We start from the raw sequence: 18,753 nt of genomic DNA, 5'->3' as shown, positions 1-18,753 counted from the left end.
TGCCCCTAATCCTTCCCCGTCCATGACTACTTCCCTGCCCACCATTGCCTGCTTCGGCGAAATTCTCTGGGACATCCTGCCCACCGGCAAGCAGCCGGGCGGCGCGCCCTTCAACGTGGCCGTGCACCTGCACCAGCTGGGTTTGCCCGTGCGCTTCATCAGCCGCGTGGGCGACGACGAGCTGGGCACCGAGCTGGTCGATTTCGTGGCGTCGAAAGGTGTGGATACCGGCCTCATCCAGCAGGGCAAAACTCACCTCACCGGCGTGGTGAAGGCCAACGTGGACGACGCCAACGAGGTGACCTACAAGATAGTGCAGCCCGTGGCCTGGGACTACATCCACTTCGACGCCGATGTGGAAGCCGCCGTGGCCACTGCCGATGCCTTCGTGTTCGGCAGCCTGGCCGCCCGGCAGGCCGGCACCCGCGAAACGCTGTACCGCCTGCTCGAAACCGCCAAATTCAAGGTGTTTGACGTGAACATGCGCCCGCCGCACTACACCCGCGAGGTGGTGAAGTACCTGCTGGGCAAAGCCAACATGGTGAAAATGAACCACCACGAGCTGGCCGAAATCATGGCCTGGTTCGGGGCCGAAACCGACGATGCCGCCGCCATGCAGTGGCTGGCCACCCGCTTCGACCTGCAAGTGGTGTGCGTGACCTGCGGCGCCGACGGCGCCATGCTCTGGGCCAACAACCAGCTCTACCGCACGCCCGGCGTGCCCGTGCAGGTGCAGGACACCATCGGCAGCGGCGATGCCTTCCTGGCCGCGCTGCTCCGCTGCTGGCTCACCGGCCACGCGCCCGAGGCGGCGCTGCGCTTCGCCTGCGCCGCCGGGGCGCTGGTGGCCACGCACCAGGGTGCCACGCCGGCCTTCGAGGAGGCTGATGTGCGGGCGCTGATGACGGCCGCCGTGGCGTAAGCCTGTAGCGTGGACTCTGCGAGTCCGCGCACCGAACGACGCGCCTTGAACGAACTGCTACCAACCCACGCCTGCGCGGACTCGCAGAGTCCACGCTACATCCCACCCGTATGAAACGCCTTTTTCTCCCGGCCCTTTTTAGCCTCAATCTGCTCGCCTACGCGCAGCAGGCGCCCGTGCCGCCGGCCACGCCGCAGTACCGGCCCGGCTACCACTTTTCGCCCGCCGCGCACTGGATGAACGACCCCAATGGCATGGTGTATTACCAGGGCACCTACCACCTGTTTTTCCAGTACTATCCCGATGGCATGACCTGGGGCCCCATGCACTGGGGCCACGCCACGAGCACCGATTTAACCAGTTGGAAGGAGCAAGCCATCGCGCTTTTTCCGGATAAGCTGGGCTGGATTTTCTCGGGTTCGGCGGTGATTGATGCCAATAATACAGCCGGCTTCGGGAAGAATGCGATGGTGGCTATTTTCACCCACCACAACGACCCCGAGGAGAAAAAGAAAACCAACAAGCATCAGTACCAAAGCCTGGCCTACAGCCTCGACGCCGGCAAAACCTGGACAAAATACGCGGGCAACCCCGTGCTGCCCAACCCCGGCATCCAGGATTTCCGCGACCCGAAAGTGAGCTGGAACGAGGTGGCCAAGAAGTGGATAATGACGCTGGCCACCAAGGACCGCATCACCTTCTACTCCTCGCCCAACCTGAAAAGCTGGACCAAAGAAAGCGAGTTTGGCGAGAAGCTGGGCGCCCACGGCGGCGTGTGGGAGTGCCCCGATTTGTTCCCGCTCACGCTGAACGGCAAAACCCACTGGGTGCTCATCGTGAACCTGAACCCCGGCGGCCCCAACAGCGGCTCGGGCACCCAGTACTTCATCGGCAGCTTCGACGGACACAAATTCACGCCCCTGAACGACAAGACCAAGTGGGCCGACTACGGCCCCGACGACTACGCCGGCGTGACCTGGGCCAACACGGGAGCCCGCCGGATTTTTCTGGGCTGGATGAGCAACTGGGATTACGCCAACCAGGTGCCCACCTCGCCCTGGCGCAACGCCATGACGCTGCCCCGCGAGCTGGGCCTGCGCCAGGTGGGCTCGGAAATCTACCTCACCTCGCAGCCGGTGAAGGAGGTGGCCAAAATAGCCCAGCCCGCCACCACGCTGAAAGATGTGAGAGCCACCGCCACCGCCCAGGACCTGAGCACCAAGCTCAACTTCGGCGGCGACCGGTACGCGCTGAAAATGAGCACCGCACAGCTGAAGGATTTCGCGCTGGTGCTGGGTAACACGGCCGGTGAGGAGCTGCGCATCGGCTACGATGCCGCAGCGAAGCAGTACTACATCGACCGCACCAAGGCCGGCCCCGCGGCTTTCAGCCCCAAGTTTGCGGGCCGGCACGTCACGCCGCGCCTGGCCACCGCGCCGGCCGCCGACGTGGCGCTGTATGTGGACGCGACGTCGGTCGAGCTGTTTGCCGATGGCGGGCTGAGCGTGGCCACCGAACTGTTTTTTCCGACCAAAGCCTTCACCACGCTCAAGCTGGAATCGGCCGGCGGCCTGACGGTGCAGGAGCTGACCTACAGCAAGCTGGCCGGACCCAACGCCAAGCCGGTTAATTGATTCGGCGCTGCATGCAACGGGTAGAGACGCATACTTGCGTCTCGTCGTTGAACGGCCGGGACCGCGCCGTCCGCATCGGCTGGCCGTCATCTTGCAGTTGAATGCAAGCGGCGCGGCCGCCGAGACGCAAGTATGCGTCTCTACTACTCTGTCTTTCTGAGCTAATCCAAGCAAACTTTCCTACTTCCCATGAGGCATTATCGGCAACTCGCCGGGGTGCTGCTGGCGGCGCTTAGCCTGGCCGGCTGCAAGAAAAACGACCCCACCACACCCCAGGACCCGCCCGCCGTCAACCCCGGCGTGGAGCTGGTGTGCACGCCCCCGGCCGAGCGCAACGACTACGGCATCTTCCCCAAAGTGGCCGACGGCGCGGGCGTGGGCGACGTGATGCCCTTCTTCGACGCGGCCTCGGGCACCCAGTACCTCTACTACCTGAAGGACGTGTGGAGCGACGTGAGCAACCAGCGCCATCCCTGGTACGCCTTCACCACCAGCGACTTCCGGCAGTACACCGAAGCGCCGGCCGGCGAGCTGCTGGCCAGCAGCGCGGGCAGCTGCGCGCAGGACCGCGCCATCGGCACGGGCAGCGTAATTGCCCGCAACGGCACCTACTACGCCTTCTACACCGGCAACAACCCCAACGCCGACAACTGCGGCCGCCGTAAGGAGGGCGTGATGCTGGCCACCGCGCCCGGCCCGGCCCAGCGCTTCACCAAGAGCACCAGCTTCGCCACGCTCTACGTGCCCACCGGCCAGGGCTTCGACGAGAACGACAACTTTCGCGACCCCTTTGTATACCAGGACGATGCCACCGGGCAGTACGCCATGCTGGTGTCGGCCCGCCGCAACGTGGCCGGTATCTGGCGCGGCGTCATCGTGAAGCTCACTTCCCCCGATTTGCTTACCTGGACCTACCAGAGCGTGCTCTATGACGGCGGCTCGAGCAACTACTTCATGATGGAGTGCCCGCAGCTGTTTAAAATCGGCAGCACTTACTACCTCACGTATTCCGACACCGGCACCCGCCACTTCTACTACCGCAAAAGCGCCGCGCCCGGCGGCCCCTGGAGCGCACCCGCCGGCAACGAGCGGGTGGACGGCAGCGGCCTCTACGCCGCCCGCGTGCTCAACAACACCGCCACCGGCAAAAACTACCTCATCGGCTGGGTCAACCGCCTCGAAAACAACAGCGACGCCGGCAGCTGGTGGTGGGGCGGCAACCTCGTGACGCACCAGCTCAACCAGCTGCCCAACGGCGACCTCACCGTGAGTATGGTGCCGGCCCTCAAAACCTACCTCGAAGCCCAGACCGAGCCCCTGCAGCGCGTGAGCCGCACCGCCAGCGCTGCCCGGCCCGATTCGAGCACCTACATCCTGACCGGCCCGGCCGCCGGCCCGCTGGCCAACGTGCTGTTCAAGCCCCTCAACCTCACGCGCTTCAAGCTGAGCACCACCGTGTCGTATAGCAGCGCGGCCAAGGATTTTGGCTTCATGCTGGGGGCCTGCGACGGCACCAACCAGTTCTACAGCCTGCGCTTCGTGCCCAGTCAGAACCGCTTCAGCTTCGACCGCCTGAACCGCAGCAGCCTCAATGCCGGCACCTCCGCCGTGGCCGATGTGCCCTTCCCAATGCAGCCGAATACCGATTACATGGTGGACATCGTGGAGGAAAATTCCGTGGTGGTGGTGTACCTCAACGGCGTGGCCGCGCTGTCGGTGCGCATCTACAAAGCGCCCCGCACCTCCTGGGGCATCTTCGCCGACAACAGCACGGCAACCTTCAAAAACCTGACGGTCACCAAGCCCTAGCAAAGTAGGGGCGGGGGCAGGCCCCGCCCCTACATCTATTCCTACTCCAACGGCGCCCTCTCGCGCCCGGGGCATTTACCGCTCTTTGCCTGGTTTTCGGGCGAAGCTGGCCCCTCTCATGCCTGATTTTTCCACTTTCAACCCCCGTCAAATTCCCATGAAAAAACCATTTACCCTCGCTTTTGTCGGCGCCCTCGCTACGGCGGTCTTTTCCTCCAATGCCCAGACCATCAGCATAGATGGCACGCTGAGCGCTAGTGAAATCAGCAGCAGCGGCTACCAGCTCATTGGCCGCTACACGCGCAGCCACAGCTTCGGCGACGCCGGGTTGCTGTCGTTCTACGCCGCGGCCGATGCCAACAACATCTACCTCTTCCTGGCCGGCACGCTCGAAACCGATGGCAGCGCCGCCTCGCTGGGCCAGATTCGCAACTCGCTGCAGATTTACGTGGCCCGGCCGGGCGCGGCGGCCGTGCCCGTGGGCACCGCGCTGCCGCTGCCGGCGACCAGCACGCCCATCACGTCGTTCAAAATGGTGGGCGCTAAGCTCGACCAGCCCGGCGACTTCGGCATCGGGGTGAAGGGCAATGGCGTGGCCGCGCAGGTGCAGGTCGATGGCGTGGTGTACAGCGCGGGTAGCCCGGCCACGGCCGTTACCAAGCCGCTCAATGTCAACGGGCTGAACGTGAACACGGGCGCGGCGGCCACCATCGGCAGCGCCCAGGCCACGGGCCAGTACGCACTGTTTGCCAATGCCGTGGTGGCCTTCCGCAACAGTTCGCGGCTGTCGACCAACCCCGGTGCGCCGGCGGGCGGCGCCAACGCCACGGGCCTGGAAATTTCGCTGAGCCGGGCCAGCCTGGGCCTGCCCGCCGCTGGCGGCGCGGTGCAGGTATTCGGCCTGCAGAACAACGCCGACGGCGACTTTTTCTCCAGCGACATCATCCCGGAAAACACCGCCGCCGCGCCCGGCGCCGACGCCAACGGCAGCCTGCAGCGCAGCCCCGATTTCACGGCTATCCCCGGCCGGCAGTCGGCCACGTTGCAGGTGACGGCCAGCGGCGCCACCGTGCTGGCCGCCCGCTCGGCCGAGGAAGCCGGCCTGGGCCTGCAGGTGTACCCTAACCCCGCCGCCGGCCGGCTGACGGTGGCCTACCAGGTACCCCGCGCCGGCGCCGCCAGCTTGGTATTGACTGACTTGCTGGGCCGCCCCGTGCGCGTGCTGGAGCAGGGCCTGAAAGCCGCCGGCCCGCAAAGCACCACCCTAATCACCGCCGACGTGGCCGCCGGCACCTACCTGCTGCGTGTGCAACTGGGCAGCACCGTGGCCGTGCGCAAAGTCGTGCTGCTGTAGGACCTGTGTGAACAAAGCCGCCTTGCCGTCATTCAGAGCGCAGCGAAGCATGACGGCAAGGCGGTGCCAAATCAACTTCTACTTCCTCCATGCCAAAATTCCCACCGCATGAAAACCAAACTCTTCCGCCCGGGCCTGTGCCTGGGGGCCGGTCTGGCGTTGCTGCTGGCCGGCGGCTGCGACACCCGCACGCCGGACGCCGCGCCCACGCCGCCCGCCAGCACCCCGGCCGATGCGGCGCTGACCTGCGCCCAACAGCCCGAGGGCACCAACTACGCCATCTACCCGCAGTGCGCCGACGGCACGGCGGTGGGCGACGTGATGCCGTACTACGATGCCGCCTCGAACACCACGTACACGTATTTCCTGAAGGATATCTGGAACGACGCCACCACGAAGCGCCACCCCTGGTACGGCTTTAAAACCAGTAATTTCTACGGTTATTCGGACCTGGCTGCCGGCGAGCAACTGAGCTGCAGCGCGCCCACCTGCGCCCCGGATTTTGCCATCGGTACGGGCAGCGTGACGCTGCGCAACGGCACCTACTACGCCTACTACACCGGCTTCAACCCCAACACCGGCAGCTGTACAAACCCCAAGGAAGGCGTGATGCTGGCCACCGCCACCGGCCTGGGTCAGCCTTTCACCAAAAGCACCAGCTTCGGTACCCTGTACGCGCCCGCCGGGCAGAATTTCGACAGCAACGACAACTTCCGCGACCCTTTCGTGTACTTCGACGCGGGCACGGGCCAGTACTCGCTGCTGGTGGCGGCCCGCCAGAGCGTGAGCGGCGTGTGGCGCGGCATCATTGCCCGCTATACTTCCACCAACCTCACGAGCTGGACCTACCAGGGGCGGCTCTACGACGGCGGCAGCACCAATTTCTTCATGATGGAATGCCCGCAGCTGTTCAAGCTAGGCAGCACTTATTACCTGCTGTTTTCCGACATGGACTCCAAAAACGTGTACTACCGCAAAAGCGCCTCCCTGGCCGGGCCGTGGAGCGCACCGGCCGGCAACGCCCGTTTCGACGGCCCCGGCTTTTACGGGGCTAAGGTGATAACCGACAAGTTTGGCGACAGCTACATCCAGGCCTGGTTGCACCGCCGTGCGGGCGCCACCGACACCGGCGCCTGGCAGTGGGGCGGCAACCTGGTGACGCACAAGCTCTACCAGCTGGCCAACGGCGACCTGGCCCTCACCATGCCACACACACTGAAAAGCTACCTGGAGGCCACCACGCCGGCCTTCACCAAAAGCAGCCAATGGGGCAACGTCACCAACACCATCCCCAACACGGAGTCGTACCAACTCGTGAGCACGGCCAACAACGACGTGGCCAACGTGCTCTACGACCCCATCAACCGCACGCGCTTCAAAATCAGCGCCACTGTGTCATACACCAGTGCAGGCAAGGATTTTGGGTTTCTGCTGGGGGCCTGCGACGGTTACAACCAGTTCTACAGCCTGCGCTTTGTGCCCGGCCAGAACCGTTTCAGCCTCGATTTCACCAACCGCACCAACCTCACCAGCACCACCGTGGCCACCGCCGACGTGCCCTTTCCCCTGCAGCCGAACACCGACTACACGGTGGACATCGTGCAGGAAAACTCCGTCGTGGTCGTGTACCTCAACAATGTGGCCGCCCTCACAGCTCGCATCTACAAAGCGCCGAAAACCTCCTGGGGCGTGTTCGTGGACAACAGCACGGCCACCTTCAAGAACATTGTGGTGAAGGCGCCTTAGCCCGGCAGCTGCCGGGCGGGGGCTGCTTCGGCCGCGAAGTGGCGCATGCGGTAGCAGTTCATGGCCGTGTCGCCGAGCTGCTCGATGAGCTTGTAGTTGGCCACGGCGCCCACGGCCGCCCCGATGACGGGCACCAGCTGGGCCATTTTGGCAAGGTCGATGTAGTCGCGGTATTCCTGCTGGAAGGTGCGCCAGTCGAACTCTTCGGGGTTCAGGGGCAGGCCGAGGCGGTAGGCGTCCCAGTCGGCGAGGCGGCGGTAGGTGGCGTTGCGGGCCTGCTGGCTGCTGAAGGCCAGCTGGAACACATGGAGCAGGTACAGCCGCTCGGTGTAGTCGTGCACGTCGTAGCCATAGAGCGCGGCGATGTCGAACAGCAGCTTCATTTTCAGACCGATAAGTAGCGGGAAATCGGCCAGCCCGAGCAGAAAGCCGCCGGCTCCGGTCACGGCGCCCTCGGCCGTGGCCATGGTGCGGTAGTCGCGGATGCGGCTGCGCACCTCGGCCTCGCGGGTGGCAAAGGCGGCCTCAGCCAGCGGCTTGCTGGTGGTGTGCTGCGAGCCGAAGAGCACGCCGCGCACCATCTGCCGGATGGCGCCGGTGATGGCCTGATGCACCTTTTCGGGCAGCAGGGCATTGAGGCGCACCTGCACGCGGTGAGCAAAGTTGTTGAGAAACGAGGGCCGCCGCTGCATGCGCAGCTGCCAGGCGCGCAGCTCGACGCGGGTTTGCTGTTCTTCGGGAGTCATGGGCGTAATGTAGCGCGAATAGTAGCGCGGACTTTTAGTCCGCGTCACCAGAAAGCGAAAACGGCGCGGGGACGCGGACTAAAAGTCCGCGCTACTTGTTCCTACAGCGTGGCCGTTTGCCCGGCCCGGTTTTCGCGCGGCTTCGTCACCAGATAATAGTACAGTAGAATGCCCAGCCCGATGAGAAACGGCACCAGCGCCAGGTGCTTGCCCGTGATGGTGGGCGTGATGTGCACGGTGTCGAAGCCGAAAAATTCGCTCGTCATCCAGTAGGAGTTGGCCGTAATCCAGAACACGATGGCCAGGTTGTGGGCCAGCTCCGAGGCCAGCGCGCGGGTGCGCCAGGCAATGACGAGGGCAATGCCCAGCGTGGGCAGCACCATGAGCAGGCCCAGCGGCTTCCACACCATGCACCAGGCAATGTCCTTGAGCAGCCAGAACAGGATGTGCGTGTTTTCCATCTGCCGGTACACGGCCGGGATGCTGTACACTTCTTCGGAAACCTGGGGCGCGGGAGCAGACATGGGATGGGGAAAAGCCCAAAAATAAGCCGCCGGCTATTGTCTTGGGCTTTCCACCCAGCTATCAGTGAGCCACCACCACGCGCCGCCGAACCGGGCCGGCGTCGGTACTGGCCTGCAGCACATAAACGCCGGGCGCCACATCGGCCAGCGACAAAACGATTTCTGTATGGTGAGCCGGGAGGGTAAACCGCCGCACGACCCGGCCCTGCACGTCCAGCAGCGTCACTGGCTGAGCCGTGGCCGACGCGGCGCCGGCGGGCAGCCGCAACGTCGCCTGCTGCTGGGCCGGGTTGGGAAATACGTCAAGCGCCGGGATGCTGGCAAAAGCCGAGCGCATGGCCAATAGGGTGTTATCGAGGCGGACCAAATTGCTGCGTAACTGCCCGTTGATGCTGGTAAAGCTGCCGGATACCAGTATTTTCCCGTCCAGGGGTTGCAAAGTCACTCTGGCAGGGTAATAGACGATTTCCTGGGGCACCGTTACCGGGGCAAATGTTGCGTCGCGGCTGCCATCGGCATTGAGCCGGACCAGTTGGAACAGGGGCGGCGCAAAATAGCTGGTGTCGGCGAGGCTGCCCAGAATTCGGCCATCGGTCTGAACTTGAAGCACCCTACAGGACAAGGCCGCCGTGAAAGTAGGGTCGGGCTGGCCGTTGGGCAGTAGTCGTGCGATGCCATTGGGCGCGGCCTGGCCGTTGAAGGATGTGAATTGGCCGTTGATGATTATATGGCCCCCGGTCGCTACCTGCGCCCCCCAGTACACGCGCAGGCCGGCGCTGCTCGAAGCGCCGCTGCCAATGGAAAAGGTATTGTCGACCTGGCCCGTCGTGGCCGACAGTCGCGCTAGAAAAGGCCGGTTTGCATCGCCCCAGCTCACCACCGGCTGCCCTCCGGGCTGCACCCCCGCTACATAAAACCCCGACGCGGTGGCCGTTTGCCAGGGCGCGCCCGTGGGGTTAAACCCGGCGTCGAGGACCCCGGCGGCCGATACGCGCGCTAGGCCCGGCCGCGCCTGGCCGTTCACCGCCACGAAGTCGCCGGCAAAGAGCACGCCGCCGGAAGGCAAAGCAACCAGCTGCCACGCAAACTGGGTGGTGGGTGCATAGGCAAAGGAAACCGGAGCGAAACCCGTATCGAGCGCGCCGCTAGCCAGCAGGCGCAGCACGGTGATGCCCGTATAAGGAGCGGTAGCAATTGAGGTGTAGCCCCTCACGTAGAAGCGGCCGTCGGGCTGCGGCAGCACATCGTAGCCGGAGAAAGGGTAAGCGCCCGGGTTGATGGGCACCTGCCCCACATATGCCCCGCTGCTGTTGAGGCGCTGCGGGTAGTACCGGTTGGCCAGGGTGGTGCCGTTGATGGACGTGTAATTACCGGTCAGGATAATGTCGCCATTATTCAGCGGGGTGGTGCTGCTAAGGGTCCCACCGTATTCAATCAGCGGATTAAAGGCCGCATCGACCTGCGTGGCGGTGCCGTTGAGCATGGCGAGCCCAGTGCGGGGCACCCCGCCGATGGAAGTGAACGTGCCCCCGGCCAGAGTTTGGCCGCTGGTCAGGTCCACCAGGTCGTACACGATGTTGGGGGTGCTGGTCGAGGTGGTGGCCGCCGCGGGGCCAAAACCGGCATCCACCACGCCAGTCGCGCTGAGCCTGGCAATGTTGCCCCGGGCAGTGCTGTTGCAGGCCGTGAAGGTGCCGCACACCACCATGGAACCATCGGCCCGTAGGCGGATTTTGTAAATGCCCGTGGCCGTGGCCACCGGGCTGAGCACGGTCGGCGCAAAGCTGGCGTCGCGGGTGCCGTCGGCGTTGAGCCGGACGAGGCCGCCGCTGGCCTGCCCGTTTACCTGCGTGAAGTAGCCGCCCACGAGCAGCTTGCCATCGGGCTGCCGGGCCAGGGCCCGCACCGTGGCGTTGGTGCCCGTGCTCAGAAACGTGTTATCCCGGCTGCCATCGGCATTAAGGCGCACCAGGTTGTTGGCAACTAATCCATTAACCTGCACAAAATTGCCGCCCACCACAATTTTGCCGTCGGGCTGCACCAGCATTACTTCCGGCGTGCCGCTGTTGGGCGTGCTGGGCGAGTTCGCGGATGTGAATCCCAGGTTACCTACGTCGAAACTGGTATCGTAGCTGCCATCGGCATTGAGGCGCAGCAAGTTGGCCACGGCCTGGCCGTTGTAGTGGTCCAGGTTGCCGCCCACCAGAATTTTGTCGTCGGGCTGCACTTCGAGGCTGCGGATGTTGTTGGCAAAGTTCGGCGCCAGCGCATCCCACCCGTAAACCACAAAGCCAGAGCCGCCGCGGTTGAACGTGGCGTCCACACTGCCGTTGAGGTTGAGGCGCACCAAATTGCCGGTGAGCACGCTGTTGTACGTCGCGTTGGTAGCGCAGCCCACCAGGATTTTATTGGTGCTTTGCAAAGCCAGCGCCGTCGGATTGCCCGACGCATCGGGGCCCGTTCCGGTTTGTGCGGCAAACGCCGCGTCGGGCGTGCCGTCGGCGTTGAGGCGCCGCATGCGGCTCGCCCGTTGGTTGTCGATGTATTCGTAGTTGCCGCCCACCAGGATTTTGGCATCCGGCTGTTGTAGCATCGTCCGCGTGGTATAGGCGCCAATAATGCTTGCCTGGGCAGTCTTCAGAACGGTGGGCGCAAACGTGGGGTCGATGGAGCCCTGCGCAAAAGCCGGCGCGCTCGTCAGAAGAACGGTGCCCCAATAGGCCAGCAAGAAGGTGAATAGGTGTTTGGGCATTCAGAATGACATACAAAAAGCCTGGCAATTTACTACTCAAACGCGGACAGAGCGCTTGGTATCAAGTATAACGTTTTAAGTCAGACGGCCAAGCCACTACTTTCCCGGTTCTTCAATTCCCAGCGCCTGCAGCTGCACCGCGTATTTCTGATAAATCGCCCGCAGGTCGGCATTGTGCGTGGCCGCATCCACCCCAATGCTCACGTTGCGGGTATGGAAGCGGTGCAGGTGGCTGATGTGCGGGCACAGCACCGGCAGCTGCCCGGCCAGCAGGAAGCGCACGTAGAGGTCCAGGTCTTCGGCCATTTTCAGCTCCTCGTCGTAGCCGCCCACCTCATCCACGAAGGCCCGGCTATAGCACACGTTGCCCTGTAGGAAGTGCTCGGCCCGGAAAATGGCCTGGAGCATGGCCGTGGGCGAGTCGAACTGCCAGGCGTAGTAATCCTCGTTGGGCAGGTAACGGCCCTGCTCGTCCACGCGCAGGAAATCGGCCACGAACCAGGGCCGGCCGGGGTTCGCGTTGATTTGGGTGCCGTAGTGAAACAGGGTGCGCTGCAGCAGGAAGTCGTCGTCATCCAGCGGCACAATCCAGGCTTCGGCCGGGGCCTCTTTGATGAGCAGGTTGCGGGCGGGGCCGGCCAGCTGGCGGTCCGCCGAGTGCCAGCGGCGCAGCGGCGGGCCAGGCTGGGCGGCGGCCTCGCGCAGGTAGGCGGCCGTGCCATCGCGCGAGCCGCTGTCGAAAATCAAATGCTCAAAGGAGAAGTCGAGGGGGGCGCTCACGGTGGCGCGCACGCTGGCCACGGCCTCGGGCAGCAGCTCGCGGCGTTGGTGCGTGGGGGTAATCACAGAGAAATGCATGCCCGGTTAATCGGCCAATGGCCGAAAAGGTTGTCGGGCAGCGGCCGTTACTTCTGGCTGATTTTGCCTTTCAGCCAGGTATTCAGCTCGCCGGCGGCGGCCAGGTCGCGCACATTTTCCAGGGGCTTGATGGTGCCCAGGCCGCCCAGGGCATAGAGTTTGAGCATGGCCTGCACGCCTTCGGCGTTCAGGGTCAGGGCGTCGGTGTCGTTGGGGTGTTGCAGGCTGTAGCGCGTCCAGCCACCCATGAAGGCCATGAGTAAGTCGGTTTGCTTGCCGTAGAGGTCGCCCAGGTAAGGCTGCACCCCGATGGACACTTTGGGGCTGCCGCTGGCCCATTCCAGCAGAAACCGCTGGGCTTGCTTGCGGCGGCTCACGTCCTCGTTCACGGGCGTGGCCTCCAGCCAGTTGATGGTGTTAAGGACCTGCGGCTCGTAGCGGGCGAAATCGTCGGGCTTGCTCAGGGTGTATTGGGCCGGTACGTCGAAGGTTTGGGCCGAGGCCAGTGCGGGCAGGCCGCCGAGCAACAACGCAAGTAGAAGCTTTTTCATGAAAAAGGGTAGGGGTAAGGAATGCGCTCAAGGTAGGCAGCTGGCAGCAAAAAGCCGCAAAACCGCCGCGCCGGAGACCCCGCAACCGAGGCGGCGCCGTTACTTTGCCACCCATGACACAGCAGGCCATTTTCAACTGGAGCGGGGGCAAGGATTCGGCCCTGGCGCTCTATAAAGTGCGGCAAAGCGGCCAGTACCACGTCCAGACGCTGCTCACCACCGTGAGCGAGCCTTACCAGCGCATTTCCATGCACGGCGTGCGCACCGAATTGCTCGACCGCCAAACCGCCAGCCTCAGGCTGCCCTGCCGCCAGCTTTTCCTGCCCGAGATGCCCAGCATGGATGCCTACGAGCGCCTCATGGCCAGCACGATGGACGAGCTGAAAAGCGACGGCGCGACGGCCGCCATCTTCGGTGATATTTTTCTGGAAGACCTGCGGCGCTACCGCGAAGAAAAGCTGGCCGCCGCCGGCTGGCAGGCCGTTTTCCCACTCTGGGGCGTGCCCACGGCCGAGCTGATGCGCGAGTTCCTAGCCCTGGGCTTCAAAACCATCACCACCTGCGTGAACGAGAAGTACCTCGACCAAAGCTTCGTGGGCCGGGTCATCGACGAGCAGTTTCTGCGCGACCTGCCGCCCCACGTGGACCCCTGCGGCGAAAACGGCGAGTTCCACACTTTCGTCTTCGACGGGCCGATGTTCCGCGAACCCGTGGCCTTCGAAAAAGGCGAAATCGTACACCGCCGCTACACGCCCGCCCCCAAAACCGACACTGCGGACTACGACTGTGGCGACGCTGCTGATGCTAGCCCGTTCGATACGGGCTTCTGGTACTGCGACTTGGTGTAACTAATAGAGCCCGTCATGCAGAGCGCAGCGAAGCATCTCGCGTGGGGTAGTAAATCATTCAATTACGCCCCCGCTTCATCGAGCGTGCGGCTCAAAGCCAACGCCTGCTGCACAATGGCATCGGGGAAGCCGGCCCGGGCCAGCAGCCGGATGGCGTTGCGGGTGCGCAGCGGGCCGGGCTTGAGCAGGTAGTCGAAGAACCAGTCGGTTTCGGTCACGGTCTCGGAGAAGTGGTACTCGGTGAAAGCGGGCGCCAGCAGCTGGCCCAGCTCGCCATCGTGGGTGGAGGCCACCACCAGGCTGCGGGTTTGCAGGTAGGTCAGCACGGCCTGCGTGGCCGCGATGCGCTCCACGGTGTTGGTGCCCTTAAACAGCTCATCGAGAATGAAGAGGTAGCCGCCCACGCCCACTTCGGCCGCCCGCACGAAGCCGAGGATGGTTTCGGCTTCGGCGAAGTAGTAGCTCTTGCCCTCAGTCAGGCTGTCGGCCAGGTTGATGCTCGAAACCACCCGCCGAAACGGCGCCGCGTAGGCCGTGGCCGGGCAGGTGGCAATGGTTTGGGCCAGCAGCGTGCTCAGGCCGATGGCGCGCATAAACGTGGTTTTGCCCGACATATTGGAGCCCGTGAGCAGCACACTGGAGTCGTTGCTCACCGTCAGGTCGTTGGGCACGCAGCCGGGCACCAGCGGGTTGTAGGCGCCTGCGAGGCGCAGGCCCGCATCGGTGGTAAACTGCGGCGTGCAGTGCGGGTGCCGCGCCCGAAACCCGGCCACCGCCACCGCGCAATCCACATAGCCCACGGCCTCATACACGGCCCGGATGGCCCCGAAGTGCTGCTCTATCTGGCGCCGGCAGCTGTGGTACACAATGAAATCGAGCAGCAGCACCATTTTGAGGTACTGCAGAAACAGCCACGGCAGCATGGCTAGGTCCGATTGGACCACCTCGTTGGCCTGCAAAAACGCCACCTTGTTCACAATGGAACCCAGGCGCCCTAGCGCTTCCGGCAGCCCGCGCAGCGCCGCCAGTGGCAGTTGCAGCCGGGCCAGGTCGCGGCCGGTGCGGTAGAGGCTGCCGAGCTGCAGCATGGGCCGCACGCCCACCGAAATGCGCCCCTGGTACCAGAAATGCAACACCGAATGCAGCACAACCAGGCCCCCGGAAACCAGCCACAGCGCCGGCTGCCAGAAGCCGCCCACCACCGTGGCCAGCAGCAGCAGCACCAGCGCGGGCGCGGCGGCCGTCCAGGGCAGGGCCGGCAGGGCGTCGCCGGTCAGGATGTCGGGCAGGTAATAGGCCTGGGTGGAAGTGAGGCGGCGCAGCGCCAGCAGCGCCTGCCCGCGCGGGGCCGCGTCGGCCATCAGGCGGGCGGCCTGGTCAAAGTCCTGCAGGGCGGCTTCGTCAGCAAGCGGACTGCGCAGGCGGTGGTAGAGGCACTGCTGGCCCACGCGGCTCACGGTGCCATCGAGCAGGGCAAACAGGTCGTCGCCATTGAGGTCGGCCCAGGTCTGGTCGTCGAGGCGGTGGTAGGCCGGCTCGGCCTGCACCGTGGCGTGGTAGCGGGCCACGAGGGGAAAGAGGTGGGAGCGGGGCGAGGGCGTGCGCCACTCGGCTTCGAGCAAAGCCAGGCGGTCGGCGGTGGAAGTCCACATGGAGGCAGGGTAGGAACGGGGGCGTGCCCACAGGCGGGCAGGGCCGGGCAAAAGTACGGGCCGCCGCCGCCCGGTCCGGTTTGGGTTACTTTTTCAATTCTGCCGTATTGGGCTGCGGCGGCTTTGCCGCAACACCCCTTTTCGTTGTCCGAACCTATGCCCTCCCTTATTCGCAAAGCGCTGAAAGTTGCCGCCTATACCGCCGTGGGCCTGAGCGGCACCGTGGCGGCTTACCTGTCGTCGGCCTTTGTGCTTTCCCGCATTGCCGTGGCCAAAGCCGTACCCAATGCCACCCCCGACGTGCCGGTATTTCTGCATTCCAACGGCGTGCACACCGACATTGTGGTGCCCGTCCGAACCGCCCAGATGGACTGGAGCCAGCAGCTGCCCTACAGCAACATCCCGTCCGGCGATACCACGCTGCGCTACATCGCCTTCGGCTGGGGTGACAAGGGCTTCTACCTCGACACGCCCACCTGGGCCGACCTCAAGTTCAGCACGGCCTTCGTGGCCGCGTTCTGGCTGGGCTCGTCGGCCATGCACACCACCTACATGCGCAGCCTCACGCCCGGCCCCGAAACCGTGCCGCTCACCCTCACCCACGACGAGTACGCCCGCCTCATTCAGTACATCCAAACCAGCTTCGCCTACGATGCCGCCGGCCGCGTCCAGCACATCAAAGGCCACAGCTACGGGCAAGACGATGCTTTCTACGAAGCCCACCGCGTCTACAGCTTCCTCTACACCTGCAATACCTGGACCAACAACGCCCTCAAAGCCAGCGGCCAGCGCGCCTGCCTCTGGACGCCTTCCGACAAGGGGATTTTATATCAGTACGGGCGGTAGGGAATGATGCGCGCTTGAAGGAAAAGAACGTCATGCTGAGCGCAGCCGAAGCATCTCTGCCGCAATAGTAAATCTGATTACTTGCGCGGTAGACATGCTTCGGCTGCGCAGACGCCAGATAAGCATGACCGTTTTCGAAAGAGCTTTCCTCACTATATCCCAAAAACAAGCCGGCCCCGCCGGCTGCAACACCAACGGGGCCATAAGGGGTGGAACCATGGGGCCAATGGCCCGGGCGGCTTAGTTCAGCCACACATCGGCCACTTGCTCGAAGCGGTGGGCGGCGAAAGCGCCGTAGGGCCGCTCGGCATAAAAGCCGAGGACGTGCACCTGGGGCTGGCCGGTGCGCACGTGCGGCAGCACGCGCACGGCATACACCTGGCCCGCCTGGGGCCAGTCGCCAATGAAGTCGGCAGGGCGCTGCGCGTCGTTCACGCAACGGGCAAATTGCTGCAACGGCAGCGGCGTGGGGAGCTTGACGTTTGACATGTCCAAAGATACTGATTTTGCGACAAACTAAAAAATTTGGCGATTAATTTTTTAGTCTTTTTTAATGACAATTAGCTCAATTATACCTCCATTGCATGATTATACGATGAAGGTAGCCGATGTACGAGGCCGGTTTGTCAGCGGATTGACGGCCTTGATTAAAACAATATACTAAAAATGTTAGTAAATAGCATCCCCGTTCCGTCAGGAAAGACGGCCGGGTACTCGTATGCTTACATCACTGCACGATTTTATTTCGGCTTCCCTGCTCACTACTCGGGAGTTACCCCTGTTTGGTTGCCCGGTGCCAGCTGGTTTCCCTTCGCCCGCCGACGACCACCTCGACGGACCATTCGACCTCACCAAGCACCTGTTCCGGCATCCGGCGTCCACGTTCCTGGCCCGCGTTAGCGGCGATTCCATGATTGGGGCCGGCATTCACCCCGGCGATTTGGTGGCCGTCGACCGCGCCCTTACGCCTCGCCACGGCAGCATTGTAGTGGCCGTGGTCGAGGGCGAGCACACCATCAAGCGCCTGCAGCACCGCGCCGGCCAGCCCTGGCTGGTGGCCGAAAACGTGCGCTACGCACCGGTGGCCGTCAATCAGGAAGCCGGTCTTTTTGTGTGGGGCGTGGTCACGCACGTCATCCACGCGCTGGGCGAGCAGCAACTGACCATAATCAAGTAGCCATGTACGCGCTGGTCGACTGCAATAATTTCTACGTGTCCTGCGAGCGGGTTTTTGCGCCGAAGCTGGAGGGCAAGCCCGTGGTGGTGCTCTCGAACAACGACGGCTGCCTCATTTCGCGCTCCCAGGAAGCAAAGGATTTGGGCCTGAAAATGGGCGAGCCTTACCACTTGGTGCGGCCGCTGCTGGAGCAGCACCGGGTGCAGGTGTTTTCATCGAATTACGCCCTCTACGGCGACATGAGCCGCCGGGTGGTGCAGGTGCTGGGCAGCCTGGCCGGCGGGGTCGACGTGTATTCCATCGACGAGGCTTTTCTGGATTTCGGTGGCATGAACCTGCTGGAGCCGGACCTGCTGGCCTACGGCCAGCGCGTGCACCACACCGTGCTCCAACACACCGGCATTCCTACCTGCGTGGGCATCGCGCCCACCAAAACCCTGGCGAAGCTGGCCAACCGCCTGGCGCCCAAAACCGGCCCCATCCGCACCGTGCTGCTGGCCACGGCCGCCGACTGGGAGCCCGCCCTGGCCCGCGTGCCGGTGGGCACCATCTGGGGCGTGGGCCGCCGCTACGCCCGCAAGCTGAACGAAATGGGCATCATGACCGGGCTGGAGCTGGCCAACCTGCCCGAGCACTGGCTGCGCCGCCACTTGGGCGGCGTGGTGGGCCAGCGCCTCTGGCGCGAGCTGCATGGCCAGCCCTGCCTGGAATGGAACCCCGCCGAGTGGGACGACGACCAACTGCAGCCCGGCCTCGCCAGCCGCCACAGTGTCACGTGCACCCGCTCCTTCGGCCGCCCGCAGCACCAAGAAGCCGTGCTGGCCGAAGCCGTGGCCACCTTCGCCACCAAAGCCGCCGAGAAGCTGCGGAAACACGCCATGGCCACCCACCTGGTAACCGTGATTCTGGGCACCGACCGGTTTGCGCCCGCGGCGGGCCCCAAAACGCACACGGCCGTCATCAGCCTGGCTACGAGCACCAACGATACCACCACCCTGATAAAAGCGGCATTGCAGGGGCTACGTCGGTTGCGCCGCGCCGGAGTGGCTTATAACCGGGCCGGGGTGCTGCTCACCGGCCTGGAGCCGGAGGGGCAGGCGCAATTGGGGCTGTTCTCGGGCACCGCCCCTGACCAGCAACGCAGCCAGCAGCTGATGCAGACCATGGATGCGCTCAATGCCCGCTTCGGGCGGCAGCTGGTGCGGTCGGCCGCCACGGGCACCGCCAAAAACGCCGCGGGGCAACTGCAGTCGCCAGCCTGGGCTGGCCGCTCGGCGCACCGCTCGCCACTCTACACCACTGGCTGGGACGACCTGTGGCAGGTGCGCTGAGAC

16 protein-coding genes are annotated in these 18,753 nt (G+C 64.3%); 9 read left to right on the top strand and 7 right to left on the bottom strand.

Annotated elements, in window-relative coordinates; all coding sequences use genetic code 11:
* The first annotated feature begins 22 nt into the window (after nucleotides 1–22).
* The 5 genes from Q4S41_RS07755 to Q4S41_RS07735 all read left to right on the top strand — a co-directional run bounded on the left by Q4S41_RS07755 (nucleotide 23) and on the right by Q4S41_RS07735 (nucleotide 7,465).
* Nucleotides 23–922 carry a carbohydrate kinase family protein gene (locus Q4S41_RS07755; RefSeq protein WP_305030535.1) on the top strand — a complete coding sequence of 300 codons (900 nt, stop codon included), beginning with the start codon at nucleotides 23–25 and terminating at the stop codon, nucleotides 920–922.
* A gap of 110 nt (nucleotides 923–1,032) precedes the next feature.
* Complete coding sequence (locus Q4S41_RS07750; protein ID WP_305030534.1) at nucleotides 1,033–2,556, top strand: glycoside hydrolase family 32 protein; 1,524 nt, start codon at nucleotides 1,033–1,035, stop codon at nucleotides 2,554–2,556.
* A 189-nt stretch (nucleotides 2,557–2,745) separates the two neighbouring features.
* Nucleotides 2,746–4,365, top strand: coding sequence for a glycoside hydrolase family 32 protein (locus tag Q4S41_RS07745; RefSeq protein WP_305030533.1), 1,620 nt, complete (start codon nucleotides 2,746–2,748; stop codon nucleotides 4,363–4,365).
* A gap of 157 nt (nucleotides 4,366–4,522) precedes the next feature.
* On the top strand, nucleotides 4,523–5,719 hold the full coding sequence (locus tag Q4S41_RS07740; protein WP_305030532.1) for a T9SS type A sorting domain-containing protein: 1,197 nt from the start codon (nucleotides 4,523–4,525) through the stop codon (nucleotides 5,717–5,719).
* A gap of 108 nt (nucleotides 5,720–5,827) precedes the next feature.
* Nucleotides 5,828–7,465: a glycoside hydrolase family 32 protein gene (locus tag Q4S41_RS07735; RefSeq protein ID WP_305030531.1), complete on the top strand. Its 1,638-nt coding sequence runs from the start codon at nucleotides 5,828–5,830 to the stop codon at nucleotides 7,463–7,465.
* Here the strand turns inward: Q4S41_RS07735 and Q4S41_RS07730 are convergent.
* From Q4S41_RS07730 to Q4S41_RS07710, 5 genes are all read right to left on the bottom strand, one after another.
* A complete protein-coding gene (locus Q4S41_RS07730; RefSeq protein ID WP_305030530.1) occupies nucleotides 7,462–8,211 on the bottom strand; it encodes an EcsC family protein in 750 nt (249 codons plus the stop codon). The two genes, Q4S41_RS07735 and Q4S41_RS07730, sit on opposite strands and share 4 nt — an antisense overlap.
* A gap of 101 nt (nucleotides 8,212–8,312) precedes the next feature.
* On the bottom strand, nucleotides 8,313–8,735 hold the full coding sequence (locus tag Q4S41_RS07725; RefSeq protein ID WP_305030529.1) for a hypothetical protein: 423 nt from the start codon (nucleotides 8,733–8,735) through the stop codon (nucleotides 8,313–8,315).
* A 61-nt stretch (nucleotides 8,736–8,796) separates the two neighbouring features.
* Nucleotides 8,797–11,487, bottom strand: coding sequence for a T9SS type A sorting domain-containing protein (locus Q4S41_RS07720; protein ID WP_305030528.1), 2,691 nt, complete (start codon nucleotides 11,485–11,487; stop codon nucleotides 8,797–8,799).
* 96 nt (nucleotides 11,488–11,583) lie between these two features.
* Nucleotides 11,584–12,333 (bottom strand): glycosyltransferase, encoded by a 750-nt coding sequence (locus Q4S41_RS07715; RefSeq protein WP_305030527.1) that lies wholly within the window; start codon nucleotides 12,331–12,333, stop codon nucleotides 11,584–11,586.
* Nucleotides 12,334–12,392: 59 nt separating this feature from the next.
* Complete coding sequence (locus tag Q4S41_RS07710; RefSeq protein ID WP_305030526.1) at nucleotides 12,393–12,896, bottom strand: hypothetical protein; 504 nt, start codon at nucleotides 12,894–12,896, stop codon at nucleotides 12,393–12,395.
* 113 nt (nucleotides 12,897–13,009) lie between these two features.
* Here Q4S41_RS07710 and Q4S41_RS07705 point away from each other — a divergent pair, with 113 nt between their 5' ends.
* Entirely contained in the window at nucleotides 13,010–13,744 is a 735-nt protein-coding gene (locus Q4S41_RS07705; RefSeq protein WP_305030525.1) for a Dph6-related ATP pyrophosphatase, read from the top strand.
* A 62-nt stretch (nucleotides 13,745–13,806) separates the two neighbouring features.
* Here Q4S41_RS07705 and Q4S41_RS07700 read toward each other — a convergent pair whose 3' ends face one another.
* Nucleotides 13,807–15,396 (bottom strand): MutS-related protein, encoded by a 1,590-nt coding sequence (locus Q4S41_RS07700; protein WP_305030524.1) that lies wholly within the window; start codon nucleotides 15,394–15,396, stop codon nucleotides 13,807–13,809.
* Between the two features lie 156 nt (nucleotides 15,397–15,552).
* Here Q4S41_RS07700 and Q4S41_RS07695 point away from each other — a divergent pair, with 156 nt between their 5' ends.
* Complete coding sequence (locus tag Q4S41_RS07695) at nucleotides 15,553–16,242, top strand: TIGR02117 family protein (RefSeq protein ID WP_305030523.1); 690 nt, start codon at nucleotides 15,553–15,555, stop codon at nucleotides 16,240–16,242.
* Between the two features lie 240 nt (nucleotides 16,243–16,482).
* Here Q4S41_RS07695 and Q4S41_RS07690 read toward each other — a convergent pair whose 3' ends face one another.
* A complete protein-coding gene (locus Q4S41_RS07690) occupies nucleotides 16,483–16,731 on the bottom strand; it encodes a hypothetical protein (protein ID WP_305030522.1) in 249 nt (82 codons plus the stop codon).
* A 229-nt stretch (nucleotides 16,732–16,960) separates the two neighbouring features.
* Between Q4S41_RS07690 and Q4S41_RS07685 the strand changes: the two genes are divergently transcribed.
* Entirely contained in the window at nucleotides 16,961–17,419 is a 459-nt protein-coding gene (locus tag Q4S41_RS07685) for a LexA family protein (protein WP_449271958.1), read from the top strand.
* Nucleotides 17,420–17,421: 2 nt separating this feature from the next.
* On the top strand, nucleotides 17,422–18,750 hold the full coding sequence (locus tag Q4S41_RS07680) for a Y-family DNA polymerase (RefSeq protein WP_305030520.1): 1,329 nt from the start codon (nucleotides 17,422–17,424) through the stop codon (nucleotides 18,748–18,750).
* Nucleotides 18,751–18,753: the final 3 nt, after the last annotated feature.

The sequence above is a fragment of the Hymenobacter convexus genome, from assembly GCF_030580955.1.
In the GTDB taxonomy this organism is placed as follows: Bacteria; Bacteroidota; Bacteroidia; order Cytophagales; family Hymenobacteraceae; genus Hymenobacter.
The sequence above is the reverse complement of the archived record's forward strand: the minus strand, read 5'-3'. Positions and strand labels throughout refer to the sequence as shown.